This window comes from Pseudomonas sp. TE36184, from assembly GCF_054060055.1.
In genome coordinates this window covers 6103465-6117768 of sequence record NZ_JBSSCU010000001.1, presented here as the reverse complement: position 1 = coordinate 6117768, position 14304 = coordinate 6103465, and the positions used below count along the sequence as shown (strand labels likewise).

Annotated in this window: 11 protein-coding genes, 3 tRNA genes and 1 riboswitch; of the genes, 1 reads left to right on the top strand and 13 read right to left on the bottom strand. The window is 61.3% G+C overall.

What is annotated here, in order from left to right:
- Positions 1-77 precede the first annotated feature (77 nt).
- From mgtE to ltaE, 8 genes are all read right to left on the bottom strand, one after another.
- Positions 78-1520, bottom strand: coding sequence for a magnesium transporter (mgtE, locus tag ACVWZP_RS27740; RefSeq protein WP_046382330.1), 1443 nt, complete (start codon positions 1518-1520; stop codon positions 78-80).
- A gap of 336 nt (positions 1521-1856) precedes the next feature.
- A tRNA-Arg gene (locus ACVWZP_RS27735) sits at positions 1857-1933 on the bottom strand.
- Positions 1934-2005: 72 nt separating this feature from the next.
- Positions 2006-2082, bottom strand: a tRNA-Arg gene (locus ACVWZP_RS27730).
- 108 nt (positions 2083-2190) lie between these two features.
- Positions 2191-2281 (bottom strand) — tRNA-Ser (locus ACVWZP_RS27725).
- Between the two features lie 62 nt (positions 2282-2343).
- Positions 2344-2532, bottom strand: a complete 189-nt coding sequence (gene csrA, locus ACVWZP_RS27720) for a carbon storage regulator CsrA (protein ID WP_003175645.1) — start codon at positions 2530-2532, stop codon at positions 2344-2346.
- Between the two features lie 173 nt (positions 2533-2705).
- Positions 2706-3947, bottom strand: coding sequence for an aspartate kinase (locus ACVWZP_RS27715; protein WP_017849202.1), 1242 nt, complete (start codon positions 3945-3947; stop codon positions 2706-2708).
- Positions 3948-4044: 97 nt separating this feature from the next.
- Positions 4045-6663: an alanine--tRNA ligase gene (gene alaS / locus ACVWZP_RS27710; RefSeq protein ID WP_046382329.1), complete on the bottom strand. Its 2619-nt coding sequence runs from the start codon at positions 6661-6663 to the stop codon at positions 4045-4047.
- 146 nt (positions 6664-6809) lie between these two features.
- Positions 6810-7814, bottom strand: coding sequence for a low-specificity L-threonine aldolase (gene ltaE, locus ACVWZP_RS27705; RefSeq protein WP_079444548.1), 1005 nt, complete (start codon positions 7812-7814; stop codon positions 6810-6812).
- A gap of 190 nt (positions 7815-8004) precedes the next feature.
- Positions 8005-8174: riboswitch (FMN riboswitch) on the top strand.
- A 113-nt stretch (positions 8175-8287) separates the two neighbouring features.
- On the opposite strand from ltaE, the gene ACVWZP_RS27700 reads away from it, so the two are divergent.
- A complete protein-coding gene (locus ACVWZP_RS27700; RefSeq protein ID WP_017849205.1) occupies positions 8288-8797 on the top strand; it encodes a 6,7-dimethyl-8-ribityllumazine synthase in 510 nt (169 codons plus the stop codon).
- A 132-nt stretch (positions 8798-8929) separates the two neighbouring features.
- Here ACVWZP_RS27700 and astE read toward each other — a convergent pair whose 3' ends face one another.
- The 5 genes from astE to astA all read right to left on the bottom strand — a co-directional run bounded on the left by astE (position 8930) and on the right by astA (position 14254).
- On the bottom strand, positions 8930-9934 hold the full coding sequence (gene astE, locus ACVWZP_RS27695) for a succinylglutamate desuccinylase (RefSeq protein ID WP_126589472.1): 1005 nt from the start codon (positions 9932-9934) through the stop codon (positions 8930-8932).
- 11 nt (positions 9935-9945) lie between these two features.
- Complete coding sequence (locus tag ACVWZP_RS27690; protein ID WP_017849207.1) at positions 9946-10236, bottom strand: hypothetical protein; 291 nt, start codon at positions 10234-10236, stop codon at positions 9946-9948.
- A 23-nt stretch (positions 10237-10259) separates the two neighbouring features.
- Positions 10260-11606, bottom strand: a complete 1347-nt coding sequence (astB, locus tag ACVWZP_RS27685) for an N-succinylarginine dihydrolase (protein WP_017849208.1) — start codon at positions 11604-11606, stop codon at positions 10260-10262.
- A 156-nt stretch (positions 11607-11762) separates the two neighbouring features.
- Positions 11763-13232 (bottom strand): succinylglutamate-semialdehyde dehydrogenase, encoded by a 1470-nt coding sequence (gene astD, locus ACVWZP_RS27680; protein ID WP_162231510.1) that lies wholly within the window; start codon positions 13230-13232, stop codon positions 11763-11765.
- Positions 13229-14254: an arginine N-succinyltransferase gene (astA, locus tag ACVWZP_RS27675; RefSeq protein WP_017849210.1), complete on the bottom strand. Its 1026-nt coding sequence runs from the start codon at positions 14252-14254 to the stop codon at positions 13229-13231. Before astA ends, astD begins: the two co-directional genes overlap by 4 nt.
- Positions 14255-14304 lie beyond the last annotated feature (50 nt).

Sequence of the window (14304 nt, the reverse complement as noted above, 5' to 3'; positions counted from 1 at the left end):
ATGTGCTGGCTTTTTTTTGCGCGCAATTCGGGAAGGCAGTACTGGGCGGGGGCTGGGTTGCCCCCCGCCGCGAGGGATCAGAGCAGGAAGATCGTCGCCAGGCCAAGGAAGATGAAGAAGCCGCCGCTGTCGGTCATGGCGGTAATCATCACACTGGCGCCCATGGCTGGGTCGCGCCCAAGGCGTGCCAGGGTCATGGGGATCAGCACCCCCATCAAGGCTGCCAACAGCAGGTTGAGGGTCATGGCGGCGGTCATCACCACCCCCAGCGACCAGCTGCCGTACAGCAAGTAGGCCACGATCCCGATCACCCCGCCCCACACCACGCCATTGATCAGCGCCACCGCCAATTCCTTGCGCATCAGGCGCGAGGTGTTGCCGGTATTGACCTGGTCGAGCGCCATGGCACGCACGATCATGGTAATGGTCTGGTTGCCGGAGTTACCGCCGATCCCGGCAACGATTGGCATCAACGCCGCCAGTGCCACCAGCTTTTCGATCGAACCTTCGAACAGCCCGATCACCCGCGAAGCGATGAACGCGGTGATCAGGTTTACGGCCAGCCACGCCCAGCGGTTACGCAGGGAGCGCCAGACCGAGGCAAAAATATCTTCCTCTTCACGCAGACCCGCCATGTTGAGGACTTCGGTTTCACTTTCTTCACGGATCAGGTCGACCATTTCATCGATGGTCAGACGGCCGATCAGCTTGCCGTTCTTGTCGACCACCGGGGCCGAGATCAAGTCGTAACGTTCGAAGGCCTGGGCGGCGTCGTAGGCGTCTTCATCCGGATGGAAACCCACCGGATCGCTGGCCATCACGTCCGCAACCTTCTTCTCAGGGTCGTTGACCAGCAGGCGCTTAATCGGCAGCACGCCCTTGAGAATGCCTTCGTAGTCGACCACGAACAGCTTGTCGGTGTGCCCTGGCAGCTCTTTCAGGCGGCGCAGGTAACGCAGTACCACTTCCAGGCTGACGTCTTCGCGGATGGTGACCATCTCGAAGTCCATCAGGGCGCCGACCTGATCCTCGTCATAGGACAGCGCGGAGCGCACGCGCTCACGCTGCTGGCTGTCGAGGGCTTCCATCAGCTCATGGACAACATCACGGGGCAGCTCGGGGGCCAGGTCGGCCAGTTCGTCAGCGTCCATCTCCCGGGCCGCGGCCAGAAGCTCGTGATCATCCATGTCGGCGATCAGGGTTTCACGGACGGAGTCGGATACTTCGAGCAGGATGTCGCCGTCGCGGTCGGCCTTGACCAACTGCCAGAGGGTCAGTCGATCATCCAGCGGCAAGGCTTCAAGGATATAAGCGACGTCGGCGGAGTGCAGATCATCGAGCTTGCGTTGCAACTCGACGAGGTTTTGCCGATGAACCAGGTTTTCGACGCGGTCGTGGTGCGGACCTTCCTGGCGGTGCGTGAGCTCTTCGACCACGCGCTGGCGCTGCAGCAGCTCAATGACTTGAGCCAGGCGATCCTGCAGGCTTTCTTGTGTTTTCTTTACTTCTACTTCGGTCATAGGCGAGCTCCACTCCCAGCAGCGGGGCACGCCGGAAGGATCAATCAGTCAATTCATGATTGGTAAAACGGGGTACTGAGTAACTACTGGGTAAGTCCATGGAGGTGTTCCACAAGCCCCGGCGGGGCTGACGGGCGCAATGATACACCGCCCGCCGCTTTTAACGTCAAAAAACTGGTAAGAACAAGCGCTTGCGAGCCAAAGCTGAGAATTGGCCGCATCTATGAATTGCGACGCTGCCACGCGAATGGAAAACACATGGCGCGGGAAGAAAAGGTTTGATCCTACAAACCCCAGACGGCAAAAAGCCCGCACTAGGCGGGCTTTTTGTTTGTATGGTGCACTCGACAGGATTCGAACCTGTGACCGCTCGGTTCGTAGCCGAGTACTCTATCCAGCTGAGCTACGAGTGCAGATTGTGTTTTTAGACCAGATCACAACTGGTTGTAACCGAATCACCTGCATTGCTGCAACTGACTCTTAAATGGTGCACTCGACAGGATTCGAACCTGTGACCGCTCGGTTCGTAGCCGAGTACTCTATCCAGCTGAGCTACGAGTGCATTTGTTGCCGCGCATTATAGGCCGTTCAATCTCTATGTAAAGCGATTTTTTCGATTAATTTCAACAACTTATCGATAAATCCAGATTGCAACGTACTAAGCAAATAATGGCGGAGAACGGGGGATTCGAACCCCCGACACCCTTTTGAGGTGTACTCCCTTAGCAGGGGAGCGCCTTCGGCCACTCGGCCAGCTCTCCGCAACACGGGGCGTATATTAACCACGTTCATCCCCGTTTGCAAACATAAAAAACGATAAAAATTAAAGGCTTGGTTCTTCGTCCTTCTCTTTCTTGATCCGCAGATAGATTTCCTCGCGGTGGACCGCTACCTCTTTCGGAGCATTTACCCCAATACGCACTTGATTGCCTTTGACGCCGAGCACGGTCACGGTGATTTCTCCATCACCAATAATCAGGCTTTCTGCGCAACGACGAGTCAGAATCAACATACCTTTCACCTCACGCACTTCAGTTCAGGAACAACAGTCTGCAAAAAAAGGCCTTCGACCTACGGCTCAGCGGCCATAGCCCTACCAGCTAAGTATTGTCGAGCCCACGCAAAACAACATGCGCCCTACAAAAAAATGAAAGGCGCGGTAAACCGCGCCTTCCTGGCCTTGCATCACTCGCCCTGTCGGGCCGGAGCGTCCAGCTCAAAAGCGGTATGCAGTGCGCGTACAGCCAGTTCCAGGTACTTCTCTTCGATCACCACCGAGACTTTGATTTCCGAGGTGGAGATCATCTGGATGTTGATGCTTTCCTTGGCCAGGGCCTCGAACATGCGGCTGGCAACGCCGGCATGGGAACGCATGCCCACACCCACGATCGACACCTTGGCGATCTTGGTATCGCCGACCACTTCACGCGCGCCAATCCCGCTCGCAGTGTTCTGCAGGATACGCTCGGCCGCTTCGTACTCGTTGCGGTGAACGGTGAAGGTGAAATCGGTGGTGTTATCGTGCGAAACGTTCTGCACGATCATGTCGACTTCAATGTTCGCGCCACTGATCGGGCCGAGGATCTTGAATGCCACGCCCGGGGTGTCTGGCACGCCACGGATCGTCAGCTTGGCTTCATCGCGGTTGAAAGCGATGCCGGAAATGATCGGCTGTTCCATGGATTCCTCTTCATCAATAGTAATGAGGGTGCCCGGACCCTCTTTGAAGCTGTGCAATACGCGCAGCGGAACGTTGTACTTGCCGGCGAATTCCACCGCACGGATCTGCAACACCTTGGAACCGAGGCTGGCCATTTCCAGCATCTCTTCGAAGGTGATCTTGTCCAGGCGCTGGGCCACGGATACCACGCGCGGATCGGTGGTGTAGACGCCATCCACATCGGTGTAGATCTGGCATTCGTCAGCCTTGAGCGCGGCCGCCAGGGCCACACCGGTGGTGTCCGAACCGCCACGCCCGAGGGTGGTGATATTGCCGTGCTCGTCGACGCCCTGGAAACCGGCGACGACTACCACACGACCGGCCTTCAGATCAGCGCGAATCTTCTGATCATCGATCTGCAGGATGCGCGCCTTGGTGTGCGCGCTGTCGGTGAGGATACGCACCTGACTGCCAGTGTAGGACACGGCCGGCACACCGCGCTTGTTCAGCGCCATGGCCAGCAGGCCAATGGTCACCTGCTCGCCGGTGGACACGATCACATCCAGCTCACGCGGCAGCGGTTGTTGATCGCCGCTGATAGCCTTGGCCAGTTCGATCAGGCGATTGGTTTCGCCGCTCATGGCCGACAGCACCACGACGAGGTCGTCGCCGGCATCGCGGAATTTCTTAACCTTGTCGGCGACCTGCTCGATTCTTTCGACAGAGCCGACCGAGGTGCCTCCAAATTTCTGTACGATCAAAGCCATTTCTAAGCCGCCTCAGCCCGTAAAGGGGCGCCCAATAAACCAATCTTCCAGCAACCGAGCGAGCCCGCGACTAGACCACGGGCTCATTCACAGCGCCTTAAATGCCAGCCTCGACAAACGGCACGGTCAGGGCCAGGGCCGCGTCCAGGGCACCGGCGTCTACACCACCGCCTTGTGCCATGTCCGGACGACCACCGCCCTTCCCGCCCACTGCCGCAGCGGCTTGTTTCATCAAATCACCGGCTTTGAGTTGGCCAGTCAGGTCTTTGGTTACACCAGCAACCAGAACGACCTTATCCTCATGGACACTGCCGAGCAGGATCACTGCGCGGCCGAGCTTGTTCTTCAACTGATCGACCAAGGCCAACAACGCCTTGCCGTCCTGGCCGTCCAGGCGCGCCGCCAGGACGTTCACGCCCTTGACGTCCTGGGCGGAAGCCGACAGATCGTCGCCTGCCGCGCTGGCCGCCTTGGCCTGCAACTGTTCCAGCTGTTTCTCCAGGGCGCGGTTGCGCTCCAGCACGGCGGACAGTTTGTCGATCAGGTTGTCACGGCTGCCCTTGACCAGGCTGGCCGCTTCCTTGAGTTGTTCTTCACCCGCATTGAGGTAGGCCAGGGCCGCAGCGCCGGTCACCGCTTCAATACGACGCACACCGGACGCCACACCGCCTTCGCTGATGATTTTCAGCAGGCCGATGTCGCCGGTACGGTTGGCGTGGATCCCACCGCACAGTTCAACCGAGAAGTTGCCGCCCATGCTCAGGACGCGCACGTTGTCGCCGTATTTCTCGCCGAACAGCGCCATCGCGCCCTTGGCCTTGGCGGTCTCGATGTCGGTTTCCTCGGTTTCCACCGCGGTGTTCTTGCGCACCTGGGCGTTGACGATGTCTTCCAGGGCCTTGATCTGCGCAGGCTTGATCGCTTCGAAGTGGCTGAAGTCGAAACGCAGGCGCTGGCTGTCGACCAACGAACCCTTCTGCTGGACGTGCTCGCCCAACACCTGGCGCAGTGCCGCGTGCAGCAAGTGGGTGGCCGAGTGGTTCAGCGCAGTGGCGTGGCGCACGTCGGCGTCCACCTGGGCGTCCACCGGCGAACCGACGATCAGGCTGCCCGACGCCAATACGCCGTGGTGCAGGAACGCGCCGCCGGTCTTGGTGGTATCACGCACATCGAAACGACCGGAAGACGCCTTGAGGAAACCGCAGTCGCCGATCTGACCACCGGATTCGGCATAGAACGGCGTCCGGTCCAGGACCACCACGCCGTCATCGCCTTCATTCAGGACGTCGACCGACTGGCCGTCTTTATACAGCGCGATCACTTTGGCCGAACCGTGGGTGGCCGTATAGCCGGTGAACTCGGTGGCCACGTCAACCTTGACCAGGCTGTTGTAGTCCATGCCGAAGGAACTGGCGGAACGGGCGCGCACGCGCTGGGCTTCCATCTCGCGTTCGAAACCTTCCTCGTCGAGGGTCAGGTTGCGCTCACGGGCGATGTCGCCGGTCAGGTCCATCGGGAAACCGTAGGTGTCGTAGAGTTTGAACACCACATCGCCCGGCACCACGCTGCCCTGCAGGCCGGCGAGGTCTTGCTCGAGGATTTTCAGGCCCTGTTCCAGGGTCTTGGCGAACTGCTCTTCTTCGGCCTTGAGCACGCGCTCGATGTGCGCCTGGTTCTGGGTGAGTTCCGGGAAGGCTGCGCCCATCTCGGCGACCAGCGCCGCGACGATCTGGTAGAAGAAGCTGCCGTTGGCGCCCAGCTTGTTACCGTGGCGGCAGGCGCGACGGATGATACGGCGCAGCACGTAGCCACGGCCTTCATTGGACGGCAGCACGCCGTCGGCAATCAGGAAACCGCAGGAACGGATGTGGTCAGCCACCACTTTGAGCGATGCCTGGTCTTCATTGGCACAACCGATGGCCTTGGCCGCAGCGGCCAGCAGGCTCTGGAACAGGTCGATCTCGTAGTTGGAGTGAACGTGCTGCATCACCGCACTGATCCGCTCCAGGCCCATGCCGGTATCCACCGACGGTGCCGGCAGCGGGTGCAACACGCCATCGGCGGTGCGGTTGAACTGCATGAACACGTTGTTCCAGATCTCGATGTAACGGTCGCCGTCTTCTTCCGGCGAACCCGGTGGGCCGCCCCAGATATCGGCGCCGTGATCGTAGAAAATCTCGGTGCATGGGCCGCACGGGCCGGTGTCGCCCATGGTCCAGAAGTTGTCGGAGGCGTAAGGCGCGCCCTTGTTGTCGCCGATACGCACCATGCGCTCAGGCGGCACGCCGACTTGCTGGGTCCAGATGTCGTAGGCTTCGTCATCGCTGGCGTAGACGGTGACCCAGAGCTTTTCCTTCGGCAGTTTCAGCACGCCAGTGAGGAAGGTCCAGGCGAAGTTGATCGCGTCTTTCTTGAAATAGTCGCCAAAGCTGAAGTTGCCGAGCATTTCGAAAAACGTGTGGTGACGGGCGGTGTAGCCGACGTTTTCCAGGTCGTTGTGCTTGCCACCGGCGCGCACGCATTTCTGGCTGCTGACCGCGCGGGTATAGGCGCGCTTTTCCTGGCCCAGGAAGCAGTCCTTGAACTGGTTCATCCCCGCGTTGGTGAACAGCAGGGTGGGGTCATTGCCTGGGATCAAGGAGCTGGAGGCGACACGGGTGTGGCCTTGCTCTTCGAAGAAGCGAAGGAAGGCTTCACGGATTTCTGCGCTTTTCATTAGGTTCTTCCACGGAGTCTGAGGCCAAAGGCCAGTGCGCAACATCATCAGACGGAGCGACGGCAAAGGGCCGCATTATATCGGCCCTTTGCCGGTGGTACAGCGTGTTTATGTGATAGAAACAGTCAATTAGACAGTCTGCACGGTCATTTCCGAGAAAACTCGACGAATGCCTGCACCACTTGCTCGATCTGCGCACGGCTCACGTCCAGGTGCGTGACCATGCGCAGGCGCGGTGCGGCGCTCAACTTGATCCCGCGCTCGGCGGCAAACGTCTTCAGGGCCTGCGCCCGGTCGCCGAGCTGCACGTAGACCATGTTGGTCTGCACCGGCTCCACCGCATACCCGGCCTTGCGCAGTTCATCCCCCAGCCATTGGGCGTTGGCGTGGTCGTCGGCCAGGCGCTGCACCTGATGGTCAAGGGCATACAGCCCCGCCGCCGCCAGGGAACCGGCCTGGCGCATGCCGCCGCCGACCATCTTGCGCAAACGCCGCGCCTTGGCGATCAGCGCCGTGGAGCCGCACAACACCGAGCCAATCGGCGCGCCCAGGCCCTTGGACAGGCACACCGACACCGAATCGAAATGCTGGGTGATCTCCCGCGCGTCCACGTCGAGCCTGACCGCCGCATTGTAGAGCCGCGCGCCGTCCAGGTGCAGGGCCAGGCCATGTTCACGGGTAAACGCACGTGCCCTGGCCAGGTACTCCAGCGGCAGCACCTTGCCCTGCATGGTGTTCTCCAGCGCCAACAGGCGGGTGCGGGCGAAGTGAAAATCATCGGGCTTGATCGCTTCCAGCACCTGATCCAGGTCCAGGGAACCGTCCGCCTGCACTTCCAGTGGTTGCGGCTGGATCGAACCCAGCACCGCCGCGCCGCCGCCTTCGTACTTATAGGTGTGGGCCTGCTGACCGACGATGTATTCCTCGCCGCGCTCACAGTGGGCCATCAACGCCAGCAGGTTGCTCATGGTGCCGGTGGGCACGAACAACGCCGCGGCGAACCCCAGGCGCTTGGCCAGTTCCGCCTCCAGGCGATTGACGCTAGGGTCTTCGCCATACACGTCATCGCCGCTGACGGCGCTGGCCATCGCATCGAGCATGCCGGGGGTGGGTTGGGTCACGGTGTCGCTGCGCAGGTCTATCACGGTCATCAAACTGGCCTCTGATGGGTTGGGCGTTCTTTCGTACTGACGATTACTGCGGGTAAAGCCACGGAATATCAAGCCCTATGCTGCGTCAATCGAATATCAATCAAACAAACCGATATAGGCTATCGATACGGCAATCGTGCAGTTTCTGAAAAACCATGTTAAAAACTCTCCGCCGCCAGGGTTCTGGCGGCAACGTTCTCAGGGCGGGGTGCAATTCCCCACCGGCGGTAATTGCGCGCAATGTGCATAGCCCGCGAGCGCTTGGCGCCTCGAACTGCTCCGGCAGGACGGCGACAAGGTCAGCAGACCCGGTGTGATCCCGGGGCCGACGGTCATAGTCCGGATGAAGAGAGAACGGGATTGGCGCAAAAGGGCCGCGCGCTGAGTTCATGCCTGCATGACCCAGCTGTTCGTACCCTTAAATCCCATTCGATTCATAACGCCCTGTTTTTTTCTTAAACAGGAGTCAGAACATGCAACCCACCGCAATCGACAGCAAAAGCAAAAACCATCACGGCGAGCGCGTCGCGTTTATCCAGGCCTGCTGGCACAAGGATATTGTCGACCAATCGCGCAAAGGCTTTCTCAGCGAAATGATCGCCCTGGGTTACCAGGAATCGGACATCGATTTCTTCGAAGTCGGCGGCGCCTTTGAAATGCCCCTGCACGCCAAGCTGCTGGCCAAGACCGGCCGTTACGCCGGCATCGTCGCCGCGGCCCTGGTGGTGGACGGCGGCATCTACCGCCACGAATTCGTCGCCCAATCGGTGGTCAGCGGCCTGATGCAGGTTCAGCTGGAAACCGAAGTGCCGGTGTTCTCGGTGTCTCTGACCCCGCACCACTTCCACGCTGGCAGCGAGCACCACGCCTTCTTCCATGATCACTTCGTACACAAAGGCCAGGAAGCGGCGCGTACCTGTGCCGACACCTTGCACAAGGTGCGTGCGATCCGCCGCAGCGAGCCGCGTGCCGTAGCAGTTTAAGCAACACCGCAAAACAAAATGTGGGAGGGGGCTTGCCCCCGATAGCGGTCTGTCAGTTAAAAATTTTCTGACAGTTACACCGCAATCGGGGGCAAGCCCCCTCCCACATTTGGATCCGGTTAAGGCTGAGATCTACGCCAGCCCGGCGTCCGTGGTCGGCACAATCAATATCCCTGCGCGCAAGCCATTCTTCACCTTCGGGTTCGGGAAGATGATGCGTGCGCCCTCCTCCTCGATCACCCAGCGGGTCTTGGCGACGTCTTCGGCGAGCAGATAGCCCTGGGCCAACGGCGAAAAGTTTTCCACGTCCGCCGGCAGGTGCAACAGAAATGCATCGCTGTGCTTGATGACTTCGCGGGACACGGCAAACAGCAGCAGGCCATCCAGGCTGCCGGTGTCCGGCTCGGTGCCTTCGATGATCTGCGTCAGCCGGGTTTCCAGGCGCGACACGTCCACATCCTGGTTCTGCCCGAATGGCCGCGCCTTGCCTAATTCCAGGGTAAAGGCCTCGGCGCCCAGTTGTTCATAGGTAAAGGCGGAGAAGGTGATCGAAGCTTTGTTCTGCAGCAGCACCGCCTGCATACCGGCGGCGCGCAAGCGGGCCAGTTCGTGGCGCGAATGCTGGCGCCCGTCCTTCCACGGGTAGAGGGCGAACTGCTCGACCTTCGAACCACGAATGGCGGTGTGCAGGTCGTAATGCAAGCGCGAGCGGCCAGGCAGGCTGAAGAAGCTGCGAGCCAATTGTTCCAGCTCGGCGGCGCGCATGGCTTCAGGGCCGATATTTTTTTCGTGACGGCCGTTGAACAGCCGGTTGACGTCCAGTTCGAGGTAACGCTCGCCGCGGCGCATGGCCTCGGGGTTGCCGAACAGGAACAGAATACGGGTGCGGGGTTTGATCTGCCCACGGGCGATGCCATGCAACAGGCGGTCGAGCAATTCGATCGGCGCGGTCTCGTTGCCGTGGATGCCGGACGACAGCAGCACGTCGCTGCCGTTGTCCCGCGCTTGCGGCGGGCGCACTTCGAGCGCGCCTTCGCTGAGCCAGCGCATCTGCACGCCGTCGACAGTCAGTTGAATTTTTTGCGCCGGTTCACGACCGGCGAGAGTCAGTTCAAGGAGTTTGCCGAGGGCGAGCATAAGCAGCTTCCTTAGTGGTTGCAGCCTGGGCCGTGGACGTGATCGTCGTCATCACCCTCAACGTCGGCCGGTTCCATTTCCAGTTGCAGGCTCATCAGGTTGGTGGCCAGTGGGCGCATCAGCAGGTTGGCGTACTCGGCGTCGCCTTCTTCCACGTCCACACCGATCAGCAGTTGGCCACGGCCGTCGTGCTGAATCCAGACTTCCTTGCCCTGCCAGATCACGGCAACGCGGGTGCAGGAGGTTTGCAGCTGGGTGCCGTCGGTGTCTTCAAGGATCAGTTGCAGGGTATCGGTGCTCATAAATAGCTCTCGGCCGTGTGGCGTTAATTGATCTGGAAAGGATATACCGCGCCCAGTTTAAGGATTTGCGTCAGTTCATCCAATGCCGTCCGGCATTCAAGCAGCAATTGCGGGTCAGCCAGGTCGCTTTCGCGCAGGCTGTCGCGGTAGTGCTTGTCGACCCACTGGGTCAGCGTTTCATACAGCGGCGCGGTCATGATAACCCCTGGGTTCACCGCCGCCAGCTCGGTTTCGTTCAACGCCACGCGCAAACGCAGGCACGCCGGGCCGCCGCCGTTCTGCATGCTTTGCTTGAGGTCGAAGACCTTGACCTCGCGGATCAAACCACCGGCAGCGGTCAGACCTTGCAGATACTGCCAGACACGTGCGTTGGCGCGGCACTCTTCCGGCACGATCAACAGCATCGAGCCGTCGGCGCGGGTCAGCAATTGGCTGTTGAACAGGTAGGAACGCACCGCGTCTTCGACGCTGACCTGGGCACGCGGCACGCACACCGACTGGAAGTTGCCGCCCAGTTTGCCCAACTTGGCCTGCAACTCGGCAAGCATCGTCTCGGTGTTGAGGAACGCATCCTCGTGATAGAACAGCATTTCGCCATTGCCCACCGCGATCACGTCGTTATGGAACACGCCGGCATCGATCACCGCCGGGTTCTGCTGGGCGAAGACCACACCAGCCTCCTTCAGGCCATGCAGGCGGGCGACGGCCTGGGAGGCTTCGAGGGTCTGGCGCGCCGGGTACTTCTGCGGTGCCGGGTAACGGGTGTCGAACGCGCTGCGGCCGAACACGAAAAACTCCACGCCGGCCTCGCCATAGTCACGGCAGAAACGTGTGTGGTTGGCCGCGCCTTCGTCGCCGAACTGCGCCACCGCCGGCAACGCGGCGTGATGGGCGAAGTGTTTCGCATCGGCAAACATCGCCCCCAATACGCGGCTGGTGGTCGGGTGTTCGATGCTGCGGTGGTATTTGCAGTTGAGGTTGGCGGCGGTGAAATGCACGCGGCCATCCGCCGTGTCGGCGCTCGGGCTGACGGTGGCGGCGTTGGCCACCCACATGCTCGACGCCGAGCAGCTGGCGACCAGCAATGGCATGGCGTGCTTGGCCGCGTGCTGGATGACCTGGGCATCGCTGCCGCTGAAGCCGAGGTTGCGCAAGGCAGCCACGTCCGGGCGTTCCTGCGGCGCCAGCACGCCTTGCACAAAGCCCATGTCCATCAGCGCTTTCATTTTCTGCAGGCCCTGCAACGCCGCTTCCTTGGGGTTGGAAGCTTGCTGGCTGTTGCTCTGGGACGCGACGTTGCCGTAGGACAAACCGCCGTAGTTATGGGTCGGCCCCACTAGACCGTCAAAATTGACTTCATAGGATTTCATCGGCGAGGCTCCACGAACATCTGTTTTTATAGGCATCTAATGACTTGAATACACCACCGACCTAATGTGGGAGGGGGCTTGCCCCCGATAGCAGTCTGCCAGTTGATGAATCAGGTGACTGATCCACCGCTATCGGGAGCAAGCCCCCTCCCACCTTTAGATCAGTGTAATGCCGGGGGTGAGTGTGGCTGGCAGTACCAGGCTTGGGGTCTCCAGGGACGCCACCGGGTACGCGCAATAATCCGCTGCGTAATAGGCGCTGGCGCGATGGTTGCCCGAAGCCCCGACACCACCGAACGGCGCGGTACTGGCGGCGCCGGTCAGTTGTTTGTTCCAGTTGACGATCCCGGCGCGGCTTTCCAGCCAGAATTGCTGGTAGCGCGCTTCGGAGTCCGACAACAAACCGGCGGCCAGGCCGTACTGGGTGTTGTTGGCCTCGGCAATCGCCGCGGCGAAATCAGCGTAGCGGATCACCTGCAACAGCGGGCCGAACAGCTCTTCATCGGCGCGCTCGCTCACTTCGGTCACGTCAATGATGCCCGGGGTCAACAACGCGGCCTGAGCCTGCGGCTGGGTCATTTCCAGCAGCGCCACGGCGCCGTTGGCCAACAGCAGTTCCTGGGCGTCCATCAAGGCTTTCGCCGCCGCCAGGGAAATCACCGAGCCCATGAACGGCGCCGGTTGCTGGTCGAACGCACCAACCGCAATCGTCGCGCTGACCGCCACCAGCCGCGCCAGCAGCGCATCGCCCCAGGCGCCTTCGGGCACAAGCAAGCGACGGGCACAGGTGCAACGTTGGCCGGCCGAGATAAACGCCGATTGGATGATGGTGTAGACCGCCGCATCCACGTCGGCCACTTGATCCACCACCAGCGGGTTGTTACCGCCCATTTCCAGGGCCAGGATCTTGTCCGGGCGCCCGGAGAACTGCTGGTGCAGGTGGTTGCCGGTGCGGCTGGAGCCGGTGAAGAACAACCCGTCGATACCCGGGTTGGCCGCCAGGGCGATCCCGGTTTCCCGCGCACCTTGCAGCAGGTTCAACACGCCCGCCGGCAGGCCGGCTTCGATCCAGCATTGCACGGTCAGCTCGGCGACTTTCGGGGTCAACTCGCTGGGTTTGAACAGCACGGTATTGCCCGCCAGCAACGCCGGGACGATATGCCCATTGGGCAGGTGGCCGGGGAAGTTGTAAGGGCCAAACACCGCCACCACGCCGTGAGGCTTGTGGCGCAGCACGGCGGTGGCGTCGCCCAGCGGGCCGCTCTTCTCGCCGGTACGCTCGCGGTAGCTTTGCACCGAGATCGCGATCTTGTTGGCCATGCTGGTGACTTCGGTGGCCGATTCCCACAGGGGCTTGCCGGTTTCTTCACCGATGCAGCGGGCGATTTCATCGGCGCGGCTTTTCAAGGTATTGGCGAAGGCTTCGAGCACGCCGATGCGCTCCTCCAACGAGCGCCGGGCCCACGCCGGAAACGCCTGGCGCGCCGCCTGCACGGCGGATTCGACCTGTTCGGCGCTGGCGCCATTGCCGGCCCACAGCACGTGCTGGGTCACCGGGTTGCGCGATTCGAACAGCTCACCCTGGCCAGCCAGCCAGCTACCTGCGATATACAGCGAATTCATTATTTCGACTCCCGAGCAGCAGACAACGGTACGGCACGCACTTGATCGCCCACCACCAGCTGCAGGCGCTTGGCGGTCAACGGATCGACCACCAGCGTGCCTGCCGCCAGGCGGGCCGGTGCGGCGGTGATGCGGCACTCTTCGCGCTTGCGGTTATGGATCAGGAACGGCGTGGCGTCGTCGCCTGGCGTGCCGATGGCCAACACCAGCGACTGGCTGTCGCGCACCGCACGGATCTTGCTGGTCTCACATTCCACGGCCGGGCCGGCGTCGAAAATGTCGACATAGCCCTGGTAGCTGAACCCTTCGCTCTTGAGCATGCTCAGCGCCGGCTCGGTATCCGGGTGAACCTTGCCGATCACGTTGCGCGCATCCTCGGACAGGAAGCAGCTGTACAGCGGAAATTTCGGCATCAACTCGGCGATAAAGGCTTTGTTGCCCACGCCGGTGAGGTAGTCGGCCTGGCTGAATTCCATCTTGAAGAAGTGTCGGCCCAGGCTTTCCCAGAACGGCGAACGCCCGGCTTCATTGGACACGCCGCGCATCTCGGCGATGATCTTGTTGCCGAACAACTGCGGGAACTCCGCGATAAACAGCAGGCGCGCCTTGGCCAGCATGCGGCCGTTGAGGCCGTTGCGGTAATCGGCGTGCAGGAACAACGAACACAGTTCGGAGTTGCCGGTGAGGTCGTTGGCCAGGAACAGCGTCGGGATCTCACGGTAGATATTCAGCTCCTGGGAGGCGCTGACGGTCAGGCCGACCCGGAAGTTGTACCAGGGCTCGCGCAGGCCGACGGCGCCGGCGATGGCGGAAATCCCCACCACGCGGCCTTCGTCGTTTTCCAGCACGAACAGGTAGTCGGCATCCCCGCGCCCGGCTTCGCCGCGGAAGGTTTTTTCGGCCCAGCCGACCCGGTGGGTCAGGCGCTCTTCGTTGGCCGGCAAGGTGGTCAGGCCGGTGCCGGTGCTGCGCGCCAGATCAATCAGGGCCGGTAAATCGCTGCTGCGTACGGGACGAACGATCATGCTATCTCCTCAGGCGGGCCGCCCGTTCAGGCCACCCGCAAAACTCTGCG

What these genes read in the sequence shown, in the direction of transcription:
- alaS (WP_046382329.1), bottom strand. Translation starts at nt 6,663, where the DNA reads ATGAAAAGCGCAGAAATCCGTGAAGCCTTCCTTCGCTTCTTCGAAGAG.
- csrA (WP_003175645.1), bottom strand. Translation starts at nt 2,532, where the DNA reads ATGTTGATTCTGACTCGTCGTTGCGCAGAAAGCCTGATTATTGGTGAT.
- ACVWZP_RS27690 (WP_017849207.1), bottom strand. Translation starts at nt 10,236, where the DNA reads ATGAGCACCGATACCCTGCAACTGATCCTTGAAGACACCGACGGCACC.
- ACVWZP_RS27715 (WP_017849202.1), bottom strand. Translation starts at nt 3,947, where the DNA reads ATGGCTTTGATCGTACAGAAATTTGGAGGCACCTCGGTCGGCTCTGTC.
- astB (WP_017849208.1), bottom strand. Translation starts at nt 11,606, where the DNA reads ATGAAATCCTATGAAGTCAATTTTGACGGTCTAGTGGGGCCGACCCAT.
- mgtE (WP_046382330.1), bottom strand. Translation starts at nt 1,520, where the DNA reads ATGACCGAAGTAGAAGTAAAGAAAACACAAGAAAGCCTGCAGGATCGC.
- ltaE (WP_079444548.1), bottom strand. Translation starts at nt 7,814, where the DNA reads ATGACCGTGATAGACCTGCGCAGCGACACCGTGACCCAACCCACCCCC.
- ACVWZP_RS27700 (WP_017849205.1), top strand. Translation starts at nt 8,288, where the DNA reads ATGCAACCCACCGCAATCGACAGCAAAAGCAAAAACCATCACGGCGAG.
- astA (WP_017849210.1), bottom strand. Translation starts at nt 14,254, where the DNA reads ATGATCGTTCGTCCCGTACGCAGCAGCGATTTACCGGCCCTGATTGAT.
- astE (WP_126589472.1), bottom strand. Translation starts at nt 9,934, where the DNA reads ATGCTCGCCCTCGGCAAACTCCTTGAACTGACTCTCGCCGGTCGTGAA.